Raw genomic sequence first — 15,847 nt, 5'->3', positions numbered from 1 at the left:
CCGCAAGGGCTGGCCATTCGCTCCGAGGTATGGCGGAAAGCCGGGGAAGCGCGACGGATCAGCTGATCCGCGCCAGCCGCTTGACGAAGGGGTCGGCCTCCAGCCGGGCCTTGGCGCGCGGCGACAGGTCCACGTCCTGCGCCCAGTTGTTGCCGAAGTGGACCGCGCAGGCCAGCGAGGCGGAGGGCGTCCGGCTGCGTGTCGCGGCAGGCTGCGGCTGGGCCTCGGCGCGATGCGGCGCCGGAGGGAACAGGCGGACATTGTTGCCATAATGGGTTTCGAGCGGGGCGTTGGAGGCACGGGCAACGGCGCGGGCGCGGGCGACATTGGCGCGGCGCGGCGGCGCGCTGTGCCGTTCGCCGGCCGGCGAAAGCACCGCGTTCAGCGCCGAAACGCCGTTCGAGCCATCGGCCATGACCGGGCGATACGGGGCAATGCGCTGGCAGCTCATGCGGCGGGCCTTGGCGGCGCGGGCCTCGCAGACCTGGCTGCGCAAAAGCATCAGCAGGCCGGCCAGCGCCAGCGCCGGACCGGCGATCAGCGGCAGGGCGGCGAATTCGGGAGCAAGCGCCTTGACGAATTCGACAGCGACACAGCTCGCTGCGCCAAGACCGAGCATCGGGATGGCCAGCATCCGGCTCAGGCTTCGCGTCGCCCGGTACGGGGCGGTGATCTGCGGTGCAGCCTGATCCGGCTGGGTCTCCTTGGTCTGCTCGATCTTCACGGCGCTACTCCATACTTTACACAACTTTGACGCTAGTGAAGGACTGGGGCCGGTTTGTGGCGGAGGTCGGGAGCTTTCGAGCCTTGTTCAAGCCGCAACGGTGCCGGTTTCCGCCCTGTCGCTATTGTCTGGAAACAACTCGATGCATTCCGCCGAAACTGTCTCCGAAGTTCGGGAACAAGTTTACAACCGGGGCGTTAACATTTTGCCTCGCGCGGCAACCTCCTCTCCCCGCGCCGCGCGGGGCCTGACACGACGCGACGCGCAGCAAGGGCCTCCGGGATCAGGCCCTTGCTGCTGCTCGCCGCATCGGGGCCTCCTGCCCCGGCACCGATGCGGCGCGGCAAGACCACATCGTCCACCGCGGGGCCAATCCCTCAAGCAAAGGATCCAGCAGATGCGTGACTTCTCCTATCAGCTTCATTCCTCGCGCAAGTTCGGCCCGCTGCCGGACACTTTCAGGATGCTCGCAGGGCTCGGCTACAAACAGGTGGAGGGCGACCCCGCCCTGTTTGCGGGCCTCGAAGACCCGGGCAAGCTTCGCGACGCGCTGGCCGCGGCCGGCCTCACCATGCCCACCGGTCATGTCTCGCTCGAGATGGTCTCCGCCCAGCCCGACCGCGTGATCGAGATCGCCCGCGCCCTCGACATGGAAGCGGTGTTCGTCCCCGCGCTCCCCGAGGACGAGCAGGAGAAGACCGCCGAAGGCTGGGCCGAGCTGGGCCGCGTGCTGGCGCTCTCCGGCGCGCGGCTGCGGGAGGCGGGCGTCGCCTTCGGCTGGCACAACCACGCCTTCGAATTCGCCGAGACCGACAGCGCCGAGACACCGCTGGACCTGATCCTCGCCGGCTCCGACGATCTCGCGCTCGAACTAGATATCGCCTGGGTCGCCCGCGCCGGCCAAGACCCGGTGCGCTGGCTCCGCAAGTACGCCGACCGGATCGTCGCCGTTCACCTCAAGGACATCGCGCCCGAGGGCGAGAACACCGGGGAGGACGGCTGGGCCGATGTCGGCGACGGCATTCTCGACTGGCGGCGGATCCTGCCCGAGGTCGAGGCGACCGGCGCGCGCTTTCTCGTCATGGAGCACGACAACCCCGCCGACGACGCCCGCTTCGCCCGCCGCTCCATCGCCGCCGCCTCCGGATTTTGAGGGGCGCACGGCGCCGCTCCGGCCGCACCAGTCGTTCCGGTCATTCACGGCGGTCGTTTCGGTCGGTTTGACCGGAATCCCGCTCACGGCGCCAACGGCGGGCGCGCGATTCCCGGCAAACGACAGCAACTCCCGCTGTTTCGGTCGTCGTTCCGATCGTTCTCGGCCCCGAAACCTGCATTCCGACCGAAACTCCCGCCCGCGCCCGCTTGAATCCTCCGCACGGATCGACTACCTGCATCCCCGAGAGGTTGGCGCGGGCAGGCGCCTCGCCAACCCGGTCAGGTCCGGAAGGAAGCAGCCGTAACGAGCCCCGCTTGGGTCGTTGTCCAGCCTCTCACCCAACCAACCTGAACGGAGGACACATGACAGAGCTTGTGACCATCCTCCGGGTGCAGGCCGCCTGACCAAGGCCTGACACCCGACCGTCGAACCCGCGGCCTGATGGCCGTTTTCCAGACGTGTTCAGGGATCAAACCATTGACATCTCTTACGCTTTCCGACCTCGGATGGTCGGCTTTCCACGCAGCCCGCGCCGCGGGCGAACCGGGCCTGCCCGCGCGTGTCTCCCTTGTCGCCCGTGACCGGCTCGAGGCGCTGGCAGAGACCGGGCCGGTGACGCTCACCCTGCCGGGCAAGCAGAGCACCGGCGAATTCGCCGTCGGCGACTGGCTGCTCCATGACCCGGAAAATCACCGCGCTCTCAACCTGTTGGAACGCAAGACCCTGCTCCACCGCCGCGCCGCCGGCACCGCCTCCCGCGACCAGCTGATCGCCGCCAACGTCGACACGCTGGGTATCGTGACCTCCTGCAACCACGATTTCAACGTGGCCCGGCTGGAGCGCTACCTCGCGCTGGCCTCTGCCGCCGGCTGCCTGCCGCTCGTGGTCATCACCAAGGCCGACGAGGCGGAGGATCCCGACGCCTACCGCCACCGCGCCGAGGCGCTCTCGCCGCTGGTCGCCGCCGTGACGCTGGACGCCCGCGACCCGGAGCAGATCGCCCGGCTGCATCCCTGGTGCGACCGGGGACAGACGCTGGCCTTGCTCGGCTCCTCCGGCGTCGGAAAGACTACGCTTTCCAACGGCTTGACCGGCCGGCACGACGGCACGCGGGACATTCGCCCCGACGATTCGAAGGGCCGGCACACCACCACCGCCCGGGCGCTCTGGCGCACGGCGGCGGGGGGCTGGCTGATCGATACGCCGGGGATGCGGGAGCTGCAGCTGACCGACGCCGCCGAGGGAATCGACAGCGTCTTCGCCGACCTCTCTGAGCTCGCCGCGCGCTGCCGGTTCTCGGATTGCGGCCATGACAGCGAGCCGGGCTGCGCAATCCGCGAGGAGATCGACGCCGGGCGGCTCGATCCGGCGCGGCTGGCGCGCTGGCGCAAGCTGCAGCGGGAGGACGCCCGCAATTCCGAGACCATCGCCGAGGCCCGCGCCCGGTCCAAGGGATTCGGGAAAATGGTGCGCTCGGTGATGGAGGAAAAGCGCCGCTGGCGTGGCGACTGAGCCCGGCCGCGAGCGGGGGGCCGTCTGCCCCCCGCGCCCCCCGAGGGTATTTTCACCAAGAAGACCTGAGGTCAGCCCGCGACCCTGTCGGCGTGCGCCTCGGCCCAGTCCTGGAGGAAGGCGGACATCGCCTCGTCGCCGGCACCGCGGATCGTGTCGCCGCGGAGGGGCGCACCGGCCGCGAGCGCCAGTTCGGCGCATCGAACATGGTCGCGGCTTGCACGGGCCGGGCAATTCTCGGAGCCGTGGACGATGGTGTCGAGCAGGCCGCCGCCGTAGCCGTTCACATGGGTCAGGTCGGGCGATTGCGCGAGGAAGAAGGCCATGACCTCCGGCAGCCCCTCCCAACCCGCGACCTGCACCGGGGTGAGGCCCTCGGCATCGGGCCGGTCCGGGTGCAGCCCGAGGGCGACGAGGCGGCGGAGATGCTCCAGCTTGCCGGGCAGGTGGAGGATCATGCGGAGGATGTCGGCATAGGCCTCGGGCAGCTCGCCGGTCGGGCCTTTGGCCGGCTGGTCATCGGCGGCTGCGGCGAGCGCTGTCTCGACCGGGGTGAGGGGCGGCTGCGGGCCGAGCGCCTCAAGCGCATCCGCGAGGGCCCGGTTGCCGAAGACGCGGGCAAAGGCATAGGGCGTGGCGCCGAGGAACCGGCGGGCCGGGTCGGCACCGGCGCGCAGCAGCAGCTCCACCATCTCGGCGTTGCACATCCGTCGGGCGGCCTGGTGCAGGGCGGGCACCACCCAGGGGCGCTCGCCACCGACATGGGTGCTGTCGAAATCATCGGCGCAGGCGCCGTGGTCCAGCAGCAGGCGAACCGCCGCGTGGTCGTTGAAATCCATCGCCCGCAGCAGGGCATTGGTGCCCTTCGGGTCCGCCCCGTGGGCGAGCAACAGCTTCAGCCCGTGATGGTGGCCGAGCTCGGTCGAATGGTAGAGAGATTCGCCATCGTTCGGGTCGGCGCCCTGCTCCAGCAGCCAGGCCGCGAGCACCATGTTGTCGGCGTGGCCTATGGCCCCGTAGAGGGCGGAGAGCCGGTGCGGGTTGCCCGGGCCGACCGGGCACGCGTCGTTCACGCTGGCGCCGTGGTCGACCAGCATCCGCGCGATCGCCAGCATGTCGTCGGCCCGATCGGGGCGGGCGTGGATCCAGCGCGAGAAGGCGAGGTGCAGCATCGGGCGGCGCGGGCCGAACTCCTGCGTGGCGCGGGCCGGGTCCTCGGCCAGCATCCGCGCGACCTCGGCGCGGTTCAGCAGCGCGACCTGAAGGGCAAAGAGCCCGTCGGCGAGGTCCGGCGTCTCCTCCAGCAGTCGTTCGGCGACCCAGGTCTGGCCATTGTGCAGCGCGATCTTGAGGCGCTGGATCCGGGCGGCGCGGTCGAGCCCCTCCGTCTCGGCGGCAAGCTTCAGCCGCGGCCAGGAGGCAAAGCCCTGTTCCTGCGCGATCACGTGCAGGTAATCGGCGTGTTGCAGGGCGCCGGCGCTTCGTGGCGGATGGGCGGCAAGCCGCAGCGCCGCCTCGGGCGCGCCGGCGAGGTGGGCCTTTTTCAGCGCCTTGGCGTCGCGGCGCAGCTGTTCCAGGGATTTCATGTCGGTTTCTCCCGTTCACGCCCGTTGGTCCGCCGGTTCGGGCAACGTGAAAAACCGGTGTGGGTTCTTCGTCGGACGAGGTGCCGATGACGGCTTTCCGCGGACCTGGACGCCGCCTCGCGAACGGCCCTGACAGGATAGCAGAGCGCCGGGCCATCGCAACGGTGGACCTCCGCCGCCAGCGCCACTAGGTTGGGCCGGTCAGCGAAGCGAGGCGAGATGAGCGAGACGGGCGAGAGCGGCTACCAGGTGCTGGCGCGGAAATACCGCCCCGCCACCTTTGCCGACCTGGTGGGCCAGCAGGCCATGGTGCGGACGCTGAAGAACGCCTTCGCCGCGGACCGGATCGCGCAGGCCTTCGTGATGACGGGCATCCGCGGCACCGGCAAGACCTCGACCGCGCGGATCATCGCCAAGGGGATGAACTGCGTCGGCCCCGACGGCAGCGGCGGACCGACGACGGAACCCTGCGGCACCTGCGAGCATTGCGTGGCGATCTCCGAAGGGCGGCACGTGGACGTGCTGGAAATGGACGCGGCCTCCAACACCGGGGTCGGCGACATCCGCAGCCAGGTACTTGACTCGGTGGCCTATGCTCCGACCTCGGCGCGCTACAAGGTCTATATCATCGACGAGGTCCACATGCTCTCGACCAGCGCCTTCAACGCGCTGCTCAAGACGCTGGAGGAGCCGCCGGCGCATGTGAAGTTCATCTTCGCCACCACCGAGATCCGCAAGGTGCCGGTGACGGTGCTGAGCCGCTGCCAGCGGTTCGACCTGCGCCGGATCGAGCCGGAGGACATGGTGGCAATGCTGCGCCGGATCGCGGATGCCGAGGGCGGCCAGATCACTTACGACGCGCTGGCGTTGCTGGTGCGGGCCTCCGAGGGCTCGGCGCGGGACGCGACTTCGCTGCTCGACCAGGCGCTGAGCCAGGGCGTGGGCGAGACCGACGCCGAGACGGTCCGCGCGATGCTGGGCCTCGCCGACCGGGGCCGCATTCTCGACCTGTTCGACATGATCCTGAAGGGCGACGCCGCGGGCGCGCTGACCGAGCTGGCGACGCAATATGCCGACGGGGCCGACCCGGTGGCGATCCTGCGCGACCTGGCGGAGGTCTGCCATTGGGTCTCGGTCACCAAGATCACGCCGGAAGCAGCCGACGACCCGACCGTGCCCCCGGACGAGCGCGACCGCGGCCGGGCAATGGCAGAGGCGCTGTCGATGCCGATCCTTGCGCGGATGTGGCAGATGCTGCTGAAGGCGCTGGAAGAGGTCTCCGCGGCGCCGAACGCGATGATGGCGGCCGAGATGGCGATCATCCGGCTGACTCATGTGGCCGACCTGCCGACGCCGGGCGACCTGGTGCGCAAGCTGAAGGATGCGACGCCGCCCCCCTCCGGGCCGGGCGGCGGTGGCGGACGGGCGCCGGCGCCCGCTCCCGGCGGCGCCCCGGTGGGCCATGTCGCCCCGCCACCCTCCGCCCCGCGCGGCACGCCGCCGGGCGCCGGGCCGATGGCCGCGCTGCAGGTGGCCCCCGAGGAGGCGCTGGCGCGTTACGCCAGCTTCGACCATGTTATCGAGCTGGTCCGGGCCAATCGCGAGGTGACGCTGCTGATCGAGATCGAGCGGACGCTGAAGCTCGCCCGTTACCGCCCAGGTCGGATCGAGTTCCAGCCCACCGAGGACGCGGCGCCGGACCTGGCCCAGAGGCTCGGGCAGCGGCTGCAGTCCTGGACCGGCAACCGCTGGGCGGTTTCGGTGGTGCGCGAGGGCGGCGGCCCGACCATCGAGGAGGCCCGCGACAGCGAGCGCCGCGCGCTGGAGGAGGCCGCCCTGGCCCATCCGATGGTGCAGGCCGCGCTCGCCGCCTTCCCCAAGGCCCGGATCGCCGAGATCCGCACCCCCGACCAGATCGCGGCCGCGGCTGCGATGGAGGCCCTGCCCGAGGTCGAGGACGAATGGGACCCGTTCGAGGACGAATAGCCCCGCGGGCAGCGTTGCCGCCGGGACCGAGACACGCCATATGATCCGCCAGAACGACAGCGGGTCGGACACCGGAACACAAGACGGAAAGGAATTCATATGCTGAAGGGACTCGGCGGGCTTGGCGACATGGCCAAGATGATGAAGGCCGCGCAGGAGATGCAGACCAAGATGGCCGCGCTCCAGTCGGAACTGGAAAACACCGTGGTGATCGGCGAGAGCGGCGCCGGGCTGGTCAAGGCTCGCTGCACCGCCAAGGGCGAGCTGACCGGGCTGGACATCGATCCCTCGATCTTCAACCCCGACGAGAAGGAAGTTGTGGAGGACCTGATCCTCGCCGCGATCAAGGACGCGCAGAGCAAGGCACAGGAGAAATCCCGCGAGGAGATGGAGAAGCTCACATCCGAGCTCGGCCTGCCCGCCGGCATGAACATTCCGGGCATGTGAGGTGAGCCAGGGCCCGCGCGACATCGAGGACCTGATCGAGCTGATGGCCCGGCTTCCCGGCCTCGGCCCGCGCTCGGCGCGTCGCGCGGTGCTGCAACTGATCAAAAAGCGCGCGCTGCTGCTGGTTCCGCTGGCCGACGCCATGCAGCAGGTGGCCGCGACCGCGCGCGAATGCGTGGTCTGCGGCAACGTGGGCACCACGGAGGTCTGCGAGATCTGCACCTCGGAGAAGCGCGCCACCGGCGAGATCTGCGTGGTGGAGGACGTGGCCGACCTGTGGGCGATGGAGCGGGGGGGCGTCTTCAAGGGGCGTTACCACGTGCTCGGCGGCACGCTCTCGGCGCTCGATGCGGTGGGGCCGGACGAGCTGCGCATCCCGCGTCTGCTCACCCGGGTCCGCGACGAGGGCATCACCGAGGTGATCCTGGCGCTCAACGCCACCGTTGACGGCCAGACCACCGCCCATTACATCGCCGAACAGCTGGAGCCGATGGGCATCGCCGTCACCTCGCTGGCCCAGGGCGTGCCGATTGGCGGCGAACTGGATTATCTCGACGACGGCACAATCTCGGCCGCGCTCCGGGCGCGCAAGGCGCTTTAGCCCGGCCGTCTCACCGGAACGTCATCGTCGGGCGCTTGCCCGTGCGGCGCGCTCCGCTAGGGTCCCGGAAACCATCCCGGAGGCCCCATGCGACTGACCCTTTCCATCGCCGCACTGATCACCGCCGCCACGTCCGCCAGCGCCCAGGTGCCCTGCGGCGGCAGTTTCGATGCGTTCCGCCAGGCGATGACGGAAGCCGCCGTCGCGGCTGGTCACGATCCGGCCCAGGCGTCGCGCTTCTTCGGCGCCGCCCGCCTGGACCCGGCGGTGCTCAGGGCCGACCAGCGCCAGGGGATCTTCCAACTCCCCTTCACCGAGTTCGCCCGCAGGGTCATCAGCAACAACCGCATCGAGAACGGCCAGGCCAATCTCGCCCGCCACCGCGACACTTTCGACCGGGTGCAGCAGACCTATGGCGTCAACCCCGGCGTCCTCCTTGCCTTCTGGGCGCTGGAGACGGACTACGGCGCCTTTCAGGGCGACTTCAACACGCTGAACGCGCTGATGACGCTCAGCCACGACTGCCGCCGGCCGGAGCTGTTCCAGCCGCAGGTGATGGCCGCGCTGACGCTCTTCGAGCAGGGCGATTTCGACCCGGCGACGACCACGGGCGCCTGGGCCGGCGAGATCGGCATGGTGCAGATGCTGCCCAAGGACATCCTGGAAAACGGCGTGGACGGAGACGGCGACGGGCATGTCTCGCTCAAGACCTCGGTGCCAGACGCGCTGATGTCGGGCGGCGCGATGCTGCAGGCGCTCGGCTGGCGGCCGAACCAGCCCTGGCTGCAGGAAATCACCGCGCCGGGCGGGTTGAACTGGGCCGAGACGGGGCTCGAGCACCGCAAGACCGTCGCCGAATGGGAGGCGCTCGGGGTGCGGGCCAGATCGGGCAACCTTGCCCGGGGCGATCTGCCGGCGGCTCTGCTGCTGCCGCAGGGAATCGGCGGCCCGGCCTTCCTCGCCTACCCGAATTTCGACGTCTATTTCGAGTGGAACCAGAGCTTCACCTACGTTCTGACCGCCGCCTATTTCGCCACCCGGCTGGAAGGGGCTCCGGTGTTCGACGCTGGCAACCCGGCGCCTGCGCTCTCCGGCGAACAGATCCAGACGTTGCAGACCCGGCTTCAGGCCCGCGGCCATGACGTGGGCGGGATCGATGGAATCCTCGGCGCGCAGACCCGTGCGGCCGTCCGGGCCGAACAGCTGCGGCTCGGGCTGCCGGCGGACGCCTGGCCGACCATCGAGCTTCTGAACGCGCTCTGAGACTGGAAGCGCCCGTTTCGGGCGCTGCCTCCGGCGGGGGTACTTGCACCAAGAAGAAGGACGGCGCGCGCCCTTGTCTTCTTCTTGGCCAAAATACCCGAATCGCGAGATCGCCGCCCGCACGGCAGCCGGGTCAGGCGACCAGCGCTTCTGCCTTCTTGAGGTCGACCGACACCAGCTGGCTGACGCCTTGCTCCTGCATCGTCACGCCGAACAGGCGGTCCATCCGGCTCATGGTCACCGCGTGGTGGGTGATGATGAGGAACCGGGTGTCGGCGCGCTGCACCATCTCGTCGAGCAGATCGCAGAAGCGGGTGACGTTCGCGTCGTCGAGCGGCGCGTCGACCTCGTCCAGCACGCAGATCGGCGCCGGGTTGGCGAGGAAGACGGCGAAGATCAGCGCCATCGCGGTCAAGGTCTGCTCGCCCCCCGACAGCAGCGAAAGGGTCGAGAGCTTCTTGCCCGGGGGCATGCACATGATCTCCAGGCCAGCGTCGAGCGGGTCCTCGCTCTCCACCAGTTCCAGCTTGGCCTCGCCACCGCCGAAGAGGTGCTTGAAGAGCATGGCGAAGTTGGAATTGACCTCTTCGAAGGCGGTCAGGAGGCGCTCGCGGCCTTCGCGGTTGAGGTTGGCGATGCCGGTGCGCAGGGTGCGGATGGCTTCCTCGAGGTCCTGTTTCTCCTCGACCAGCGTGGCGTGTTCGCCGGCGACTTCCTTGGCGTCTTCCTCGGCGCGCAGGTTGACCGCGCCGAGCGAGTCCCGGGCGCGGCGCAGACGGGCGATGTCGGCCTCGATCTGCTCGGTCGAGGGCATCTGCTCGGGGTCGGTGTCCAGCTTTTCCAGCAGCGCCTCGGGCGTGGTCTCCAGCTCCTCGCGGATCCAGCTCGCGGCGGCATCGCGTGTTTCCTGCGCGGCCTCGGCGCGGGCCTGTGCGGCGGCGCGGTGCTCGCGGGCGGCGGCGGCGGCCTTCTCGGCCTCGCGCTCGGCGCGTTCGGCGTCGCGGAAGGCGGTCTCGGCCAGCGCCAGCGCGTCGGCGGCGGCGCGGCGGCGGGCTTCGGCGGCTTCCAGCCCCTCGGCGAGCTTCTCGCGGCGGGCGATGATGTCGTCCGGAGCAGCGCGAGCCACGTCCAGCTCGGCCTCGGCGGCATCGCGGCGGGCTTCGAGATCGCGGGTGCGGGACTCGGCGTTCTCGAGCCGCTGGCGCCAGCCACCGATGTCCTTCAGGATCTCCTTGATACGGCGGTCGCGGGCCTCGCCGATCCGGCGCAACTCGTCCTGCGCGGCGCGGGCGGCCATCATGTCGCGCCGCGATCCTTCGACCTCGGTCTTGGCCCGCTCGATGCCGAGCCGGGCCTCCGAGAGGTCGGGCAGTTCCTCGCGGGCGGCGCGCGCCTCTTCCAGCCGGATGCGGGCGTCGGCGGCCTCTTCCTCGTGGCGGGCGACGGCGAGTTCGGCGGCTTCCAGCCGGGTCTCGGCCATGGCGCGGTCGTTCTCGGCGCGCGACAGGTTGCGCGAGGCGTTGGCGACCGCGATGTCGGCCTGCTTGCGCGCCTCGCGGGCGCGGCGGTCGGCGTCGGTCAGGTCCTTCAGGCGCTGGTGCAGCACCTCGTGGGCCTGCGTGGCCCCCGCGGCCCGGGCGGCGGCTTCTTCGAGGTCGCGCTTGAGTTCCACCAGCCGGTTCAGCTGCTGCAGGCGCAGCGCGGCGGCGGAGGGTGCATCCTCGGCGCCGGCGCGGAAGCCGTCCCACCGCCAGAGATCGCCTTCGAGGCTGACCAGCCGCTGGCCGGGTTTTAACGCGGCCTGGAGGCGCGGTCCGTCCTCGGCCGCAACTACGCCGACCTGCGCCATGCGGCGACCCAGCACACCGGGAACCTCCATCCGGCCTGCAAGCGATTCCACGCCCTCGGGCAGCAGCTGCGGCGTTTCGTAGGGCGGCAGCAGCGCCCAGCCAGACGCGGCGTCGGCGCCAACCTCGGGCGCGCGCAGGTCATCGGCAAGCGCGGCGCCGAGCGCCTTCTCGTAGCCGGTATCGACACGCAGGTGATCGAGCACCTGGTCGCCGGCGCCGGCATCGCGCTCTACCAGCCGGGCCAGAGCCCCGACCTCGGCGCGCAATGCCTGGGTCTCGCCCTCGGCGGCGGAACTCGCGGCGCGGGCGTCGGCCTCGCGGGCGGCGCAATCGGCGCGGGCGGCGTCGGCTTCGGCCAGCGCGACCTCGGCGGCTTCGGCGGCCTCGGCGGCGGCTTCCTGCTCGGCCTCGGCGGCTTCCGCGGCCTCGGCGGATGCGGCGAGCACGCCGCGGGCGTGATCGGCGGTCGCGGCGGCCTTTCGAGCCTCCTCCTCGTGGCGGAGCACGGCCTTGTCGGCGTCGCTCTCCAACCGCTCGGCGGATTGGTGGCGCGCGGAGAGGCGGGCGACATCCTCGGTCTGCTGGGCCAGTTCGCTCTCGCGTCCCTGCAGGTTGGAGGCGGCGATCCGGGCGGCCTCGACGGCCGCAGCCAGCTTCTCCTCGTGGCCCCGGTTCGCACCTTCCAACTCGGCCTGCTCGGCCTCGAGGCGGGCGATCGTTTCGCCCGCGTCGCGGTTCAGGCCGCTCTCACGCTCCATGTCCTTGGACATCTGGGCGATCTGGCGTTCGAGGGTCTCGATCGCGGCGGTGGCCCGCGCCTCTTCCTCGCCGATCGCGCCCAGTTCCACCTGCAGGCGCTGCAGGACCGCGGCGGCGATGGCCTCCTCCTCGCGCAGCGGCGGCAGCGCCTCGTCGGCGGCCTCGCGTGTCCGTCCGGTTTCCAAGGCAAGGCGCTCGGCCTGGGAGGCGGCGGTTGTGCGATCGCGCAATTCGGTCCGGGCGGCCTCCAGCGCGTCCATCGCCTCGCGCCAGCGCCGGTAGAGCAGCAGCCCCTCGGCATGGCGCAGTTCCGAGCCAATGGTGCGGTAGCGGGCAGCCTGCTTGGCCTGCCGGGCGAGCTGCGCCAGTTGCCCGGCGAGCTGTTCGACCACGTCGTCGACGCGCGACAGGTTCTGCTCGGCGCCGTTCAGCTTCAGCTCTGCCTCGTGGCGACGCTGGTAGAGGCCGGAAATGCCCGCGGCCTCTTCGAGGATGCGCCGTCGAGACTTGGGCTTGGCATTGATCAGCTCGCTGATCTGGCCTTGCCGGACCAGCGCCGGCGACTGGCTGCCGGTGGAGGCGTCGGCAAAGAGCATCTGGACGTCGCGCGCCCGCACGTCCTTGGTGTTGAACTTGTAGGCGGAGCCGGCGTCGCGGGTGATGCGCCGGACGATCTCCACCATGTCCTGGTCGTTGAAGCCCGAAGGCGCGAGCCGCTCGCTGTTGTCGATGGTCAGGCAGACCTCGGCAAAGTTGCGGGCCGGCCGGGTGGCGGCCCCGGCAAAGATCACGTCTTCCATTCCGCCGCCGCGCATCGCGGTTGGACGGTTTTCGCCCATCACCCAGCGGAGCGCTTCGAGCAGGTTGGACTTGCCGCACCCGTTCGGGCCGACGACGCCGGTCAGCCCGTCCGCGATCAGAAGATCGGTCGGGTCGACGAAGCTCTTGAAGCCGTTCAGGCGGAGCCTTGTGAAGCGCACGGGGCCGGATCCTGTTCGAGTCGCGGGGTGGGAGACAGTCTTGCATCCGCGACTACAAAGTCAAGACGAAGCCCCAGCATCTGGGTCACCGTCCGCAGTTTTCCACAACATATGCCGATTTCTGGGTGTTTGCCTCTCTGCCACGTCGACGCCGGTTTCCGCGATAGCCGCCGGTTTCCACCTGAGTTCAACACCTTGGGCCGCCCCTGGCGGCTGGCGCGACAAACTGAACTGATTAGTTCATTTTACTTGAAAATCGCTTCTTCTCGTGATTTCATATTCACATACTCGAATTTGACGGAGAGAATCGATGTCCTCGTCCACACGCCCTGCCGACAACTACTCACCGCTCTACTTCCTCGCCTCGCTCGGCGCTGGCGGCTTGTCCGTGTCGTTCTTCATGTATCTGTTCTTCTGGGTGCCGCACCCGGGCGTGCCGGTGCCGACCTTCGAGCACATCTGGGCCGCGCTCACCACCGGCGGCGCGATCCAGCAGGCGGCGATCCTCGTGGCCTGGATCGGGATCGCAGTTTTCGTCTTCCTCAACCTGAAATACCTGGTCTGGAACCTGCGCGCCTTCTCGGCCTTCCGCCGGACCGAGGCCTACGAGCGCCTGCGCAACTCCAACGGCGAGACCTCGATCCTCGCGATGCCCCTGGCGCTGGCGATGGCGGTGAACGGCATGTTCGTGGCCGGGCTCGCCTTGGTGCCCCAGCTCTGGAGCATCGTGGAGTATCTCTTTCCCTTCGCCATGATCGCGTTCCTGCTGATCGGCCTGCAGGCGCTTGGCTATATCGGCGATTTCCTCGGCCGGGTGCTGGCCAAGGGCGGGCTCTTCGACGTCACCGCGCACAACTCCTTCGCCCAGCTCCTGCCGGCCTTCGCGCTGGCGATGGTGGCGGTGGGCTTTGCCGCGCCGGCCGCGATGAGCCACAATACGGTGATCGCCGGGATCGCGCTGATCGGATCGACTTTCTTCGGGTTTGCCTCGATCATCTATACCGCCGTCGCCGCGATCACCGCGTTCAACTCGATGCTGCACCACGGCACCGCGCGCGAAGCCGGGCCGACGCTGATGATCGTCGTGCCGATCATGACGGTCCTGGGGATCATGTTCCTGCGCCAATCGCACGGCATGCATGTGACCTTCGACGCCCATTCGGCGCCGGTCGAGACGTTGGTCTTCCTGACCCGGCTGATGACGGTTCAGATCATCTTCCTCTCGCTCGGGCTGCTCGTGCTACGCCGCCAGCACTACTGGAACGACTTCGTCTTCGGCTCCAAGACCTCGCCGGGTTCCTACGCGCTGGTCTGCCCCGGCGTCGCGCTCTCGGTCATGCTGCACTTCTGGCTGAACAAGGGGCTCGTTGCCTCGGGGATCGTCGACAAGTACTCGCTGGCCTATCTCGCCATCTCGGCCATCGCGGTGGCCCTGCAGGTCGCGATGATCGCCCTCGTGGTCCGGCTCAACCGGCAGCATTTCGGCAAGAGCCAACCGGGCGCGGCGGTGCCGGCCGAATAACCCGCTCACTCGCGGCAAGGACAGGACGGGCGGCCTGCGGGCCGCCCGTTTTGCTGCCCGCGCCCTTTCGATCTTCTATCCTGCACTTTCCGGGCCTTGGGGGTCGCATCCTGCAGCGGCCTCCGTTAGCTTCTGCCGGACCGGCAGCGAGAGGAGCGTGCGATGGAACCGATCCCCGACCGTATGAGAGCCGTGTGCCTGACGGGCCACGGCGGCCCCGAGGCGCTCTCCTTTCGGACCGACTTTCCGGTGCCGAAGCCGGTCCGGGGCGAAGTGCTGATCCGGGTCCACGCCGCCGGCGTCAACGACACCGATATCAACACCCGCGTCGGCTGGTACTCCAAGCGAGACAACGATGCGGCGGATTCAGGCTGGACCGGCAAGGCGCTCCAGTTCCCGCGCATCCAGGGCGCGGATGTCTGCGGCGAGATCGTCGCCGTCGGCACCGGCGTGCCGCACAGCCGCATCGGCGAGCGCGTTCTTGTCGAACCGAGCCTCCGCGAGGCCTGCGGGCGGATGCTGGAGCAGCCGTGGTACTTCGGCTCCGAGGTCGACGGGGGCTTTGCGGAGTTCACCGTGGTCGCCTCCCGCCATGCCCATGCCGTGCGCAGCCCGCTGAGCAGCGTCGAGCTCGGCTCCTTTCCCTGCTCCTATTCCACCGCCGAGAACATGCTCACCCGCGCAAGCGTCTGCGAAGGCGACCGAGTGCTGGTAACCGGCGCCTCGGGCGGCGTGGGGTCGGCAGCCGTGCAGCTCGCCAAGGCACGGGGCGCGCATGTGATCGCGGCGACCAGTTCCAGCAAGGCGGCCGCGCTGAGCGAGATCGGGGCCGACGAGACGGTGGCCCGCGATGCCGACAGCCTGAAGGCGCTCGGCGAGAACTGCGTGGACGTGGTGATCGACCTCGTCGCCGGTCCGGACTGGCCGCTGATGCTGGACGTGCTGCGGCCGGGAGGGCGCTATGCCGTTTCGGGCGCGATCGCGGGCCCGATGGTGACGCTGGACGTGCGCACGCTCTACCTGAAGGATCTGAGCCTGTTCGGCTGCACGGTGCTCGACCCGGATGTGTTTCCCAACCTGATGGACCACATCGAAGCTAGCCGGATCGCCCCCCTCGTGGCGCGGGTCTTTCCGCTGGAGGAGATCGGTGCGGCGCAGGAGGCCTTCGAGGCCAAGGCGCATATCGGCAAGATCGTTCTGGCCGTGAACGAGGAGACGTGAGCCGGAGGCGTCCGGCGCACGTCGTTGTTCCGAGCTAAGGCTCTCAGAGATAGAGACCGGGGTTCTGCGCCCGCTTCTTTTCCTTCTCGGCGTTGAGGCGGCGCAGCGTGTGCTCCATGTTCTCGGCGGCTTCGGGGACCTTCTCGAGACGGTCCGTTCCCGCCTTTGCGGCCTTGTCCGCGCCCTTCTTCGCCTTTTTCGCACCCTTGTTTGGCTTGCTCGTCATGGCCTCCTCTCCAC

Annotated in this window: 12 protein-coding genes and 1 other RNA gene; 9 read left to right on the top strand and 4 right to left on the bottom strand. The window is 69.5% G+C overall.

What is annotated here, in order from left to right; genetic code table 11:
- Positions 1-58: 58 nt before the first annotated feature.
- Positions 59-724, bottom strand: a complete 666-nt coding sequence (locus ACFQ2S_RS03835; protein ID WP_386072856.1) for a hypothetical protein — start codon at positions 722-724, stop codon at positions 59-61.
- Between the two features lie 397 nt (positions 725-1,121).
- Between ACFQ2S_RS03835 and ACFQ2S_RS03830 the strand changes: the two genes are divergently transcribed.
- The 3 genes from ACFQ2S_RS03830 to rsgA all read left to right on the top strand — a co-directional run bounded on the left by ACFQ2S_RS03830 (position 1,122) and on the right by rsgA (position 3,392).
- Positions 1,122-1,877, top strand: a complete 756-nt coding sequence (locus ACFQ2S_RS03830; RefSeq protein ID WP_386072854.1) for a sugar phosphate isomerase/epimerase family protein — start codon at positions 1,122-1,124, stop codon at positions 1,875-1,877.
- Positions 1,878-2,122: 245 nt separating this feature from the next.
- Positions 2,123-2,219, top strand: an RNA gene (ffs, locus tag ACFQ2S_RS03825) — signal recognition particle sRNA small type.
- Positions 2,220-2,357: 138 nt separating this feature from the next.
- Complete coding sequence (gene rsgA, locus ACFQ2S_RS03820) at positions 2,358-3,392, top strand: ribosome small subunit-dependent GTPase A (RefSeq protein ID WP_386072852.1); 1,035 nt, start codon at positions 2,358-2,360, stop codon at positions 3,390-3,392.
- A 71-nt stretch (positions 3,393-3,463) separates the two neighbouring features.
- On the opposite strand, the gene ACFQ2S_RS03815 is transcribed toward rsgA, so the two are convergent.
- Entirely contained in the window at positions 3,464-4,978 is a 1,515-nt protein-coding gene (locus ACFQ2S_RS03815; RefSeq protein WP_386072850.1) for an ankyrin repeat domain-containing protein, read from the bottom strand.
- Between the two features lie 219 nt (positions 4,979-5,197).
- Here ACFQ2S_RS03815 and ACFQ2S_RS03810 point away from each other — a divergent pair, with 219 nt between their 5' ends.
- The 4 genes from ACFQ2S_RS03810 (at position 5,198) to ACFQ2S_RS03795 (ending at position 9,275) form a co-directional block, all read left to right on the top strand.
- Entirely contained in the window at positions 5,198-6,964 is a 1,767-nt protein-coding gene (locus ACFQ2S_RS03810) for a DNA polymerase III subunit gamma/tau (protein WP_386072848.1), read from the top strand.
- A gap of 99 nt (positions 6,965-7,063) precedes the next feature.
- Positions 7,064-7,411, top strand: coding sequence for a YbaB/EbfC family nucleoid-associated protein (locus ACFQ2S_RS03805; RefSeq protein WP_089230717.1), 348 nt, complete (start codon positions 7,064-7,066; stop codon positions 7,409-7,411).
- 1 nt (position 7,412) lies between these two features.
- Positions 7,413-8,012 carry a recombination mediator RecR gene (gene recR / locus ACFQ2S_RS03800; RefSeq protein WP_386072847.1) on the top strand — a complete coding sequence of 200 codons (600 nt, stop codon included), beginning with the start codon at positions 7,413-7,415 and terminating at the stop codon, positions 8,010-8,012.
- 87 nt (positions 8,013-8,099) lie between these two features.
- Positions 8,100-9,275, top strand: coding sequence for a lytic murein transglycosylase (locus tag ACFQ2S_RS03795; protein ID WP_386072845.1), 1,176 nt, complete (start codon positions 8,100-8,102; stop codon positions 9,273-9,275).
- Between the two features lie 133 nt (positions 9,276-9,408).
- Here ACFQ2S_RS03795 and smc read toward each other — a convergent pair whose 3' ends face one another.
- Complete coding sequence (gene smc / locus ACFQ2S_RS03790; protein ID WP_386072843.1) at positions 9,409-12,864, bottom strand: chromosome segregation protein SMC; 3,456 nt, start codon at positions 12,862-12,864, stop codon at positions 9,409-9,411.
- A gap of 310 nt (positions 12,865-13,174) precedes the next feature.
- Between smc and ACFQ2S_RS03785 the strand changes: the two genes are divergently transcribed.
- Positions 13,175-14,386: a TsoY family (seleno)protein gene (locus ACFQ2S_RS03785; RefSeq protein ID WP_386072841.1), complete on the top strand. Its 1,212-nt coding sequence runs from the start codon at positions 13,175-13,177 to the stop codon at positions 14,384-14,386.
- A gap of 162 nt (positions 14,387-14,548) precedes the next feature.
- Entirely contained in the window at positions 14,549-15,607 is a 1,059-nt protein-coding gene (locus tag ACFQ2S_RS03780) for an alcohol dehydrogenase family protein (RefSeq protein WP_386072840.1), read from the top strand.
- Between the two features lie 43 nt (positions 15,608-15,650).
- Here ACFQ2S_RS03780 and ACFQ2S_RS03775 read toward each other — a convergent pair whose 3' ends face one another.
- Positions 15,651-15,833 (bottom strand): hypothetical protein, encoded by a 183-nt coding sequence (locus tag ACFQ2S_RS03775; protein ID WP_386072838.1) that lies wholly within the window; start codon positions 15,831-15,833, stop codon positions 15,651-15,653.
- Positions 15,834-15,847: the final 14 nt, after the last annotated feature.

The organism is Tropicimonas aquimaris, from assembly GCF_042676185.1.
Lineage (GTDB): Bacteria > Pseudomonadota > Alphaproteobacteria > Rhodobacterales > Rhodobacteraceae > Tropicimonas > Tropicimonas aquimaris.
This window is presented reverse-complemented; position numbering and strand designations above follow the sequence as displayed.

Coding starts and splice junctions, on each gene's coding strand:
- ACFQ2S_RS03785 (WP_386072841.1), top strand. CDS start 13,175: ATGTCCTCGTCCACACGCCCTGCCGACAACTACTCACCGCTCTACTTC.
- ACFQ2S_RS03815 (WP_386072850.1), bottom strand. CDS start 4,978: ATGAAATCCCTGGAACAGCTGCGCCGCGACGCCAAGGCGCTGAAAAAG.
- ACFQ2S_RS03775 (WP_386072838.1), bottom strand. CDS start 15,833: ATGACGAGCAAGCCAAACAAGGGTGCGAAAAAGGCGAAGAAGGGCGCG.
- ACFQ2S_RS03805 (WP_089230717.1), top strand. CDS start 7,064: ATGCTGAAGGGACTCGGCGGGCTTGGCGACATGGCCAAGATGATGAAG.
- ACFQ2S_RS03830 (WP_386072854.1), top strand. CDS start 1,122: ATGCGTGACTTCTCCTATCAGCTTCATTCCTCGCGCAAGTTCGGCCCG.
- ACFQ2S_RS03810 (WP_386072848.1), top strand. CDS start 5,198: ATGAGCGAGACGGGCGAGAGCGGCTACCAGGTGCTGGCGCGGAAATAC.
- ACFQ2S_RS03780 (WP_386072840.1), top strand. CDS start 14,549: ATGGAACCGATCCCCGACCGTATGAGAGCCGTGTGCCTGACGGGCCAC.
- ACFQ2S_RS03795 (WP_386072845.1), top strand. CDS start 8,100: ATGCGACTGACCCTTTCCATCGCCGCACTGATCACCGCCGCCACGTCC.